The organism is Vibrio galatheae, from assembly GCF_000967545.1.
GTDB lineage: Bacteria > Pseudomonadota > Gammaproteobacteria > Enterobacterales > Vibrionaceae > Vibrio > Vibrio galatheae.
Map to the genome: position 1 here is coordinate 1 of NZ_JXXV01000047.1, position 590 is coordinate 590.

Sequence of the window (590 nt, forward strand, 5' to 3'; positions counted from 1 at the left end):
AAAGCAACCTAACGCCGCGTTAAGTGGTGAACAACGCGCCCCCCAACCTAAACCATTGTGCCGTAAACACTAAAGCTGATTCAAACCAAAAATGCCAAGCGTTGTGAATCCGTCTTAAACGCTTTGTTATGTGACTAGCACCTTTGATAGGCAGATTGAGCGTTTTACACCTATGTATTTACCATACGCGGCCGATTCTGAGTAAGAGTTGCGTTCATAGAAACTGACTGCTTTTGAGTTAACTCTACGTGTCGACAGAACCGCTCTTCGATACCCTTTGTTGACTGCGTAGCGTTCGAGTTGTTCCAGTAAATAAGACCCTGCACCATATTTGTTGGAATACATTCGCTTTAGTTCACAAACTTCACTTTCATGGTATCGAAACACCCCGCATGCGACTGCGACATTATTTTGATATACCACTATGCACCCATCTTTCGATGAATCAAAAGTATCAGATGCAAACGAACTTTCACCAGAGTCACTCGTAATTTGAGTAAGCGATGAGTTCAATTCAGCGACTAACGACTGAAAGTCACTGTTACTTGGTTCTACTTTCTTATGTTCGAATTTCATACCTGTCACATAAC

At 42.4% G+C, this 590-nt stretch carries 1 protein-coding gene; it reads right to left on the reverse strand.

The genetic code is table 11. The features are described from left to right. Window positions 1–126: 126 nt before the first annotated feature. The coding region (locus TW81_RS18625) for a GNAT family N-acetyltransferase (protein WP_052706247.1) at window positions 127–590 on the reverse strand (464 nt) is incomplete at its 5' end.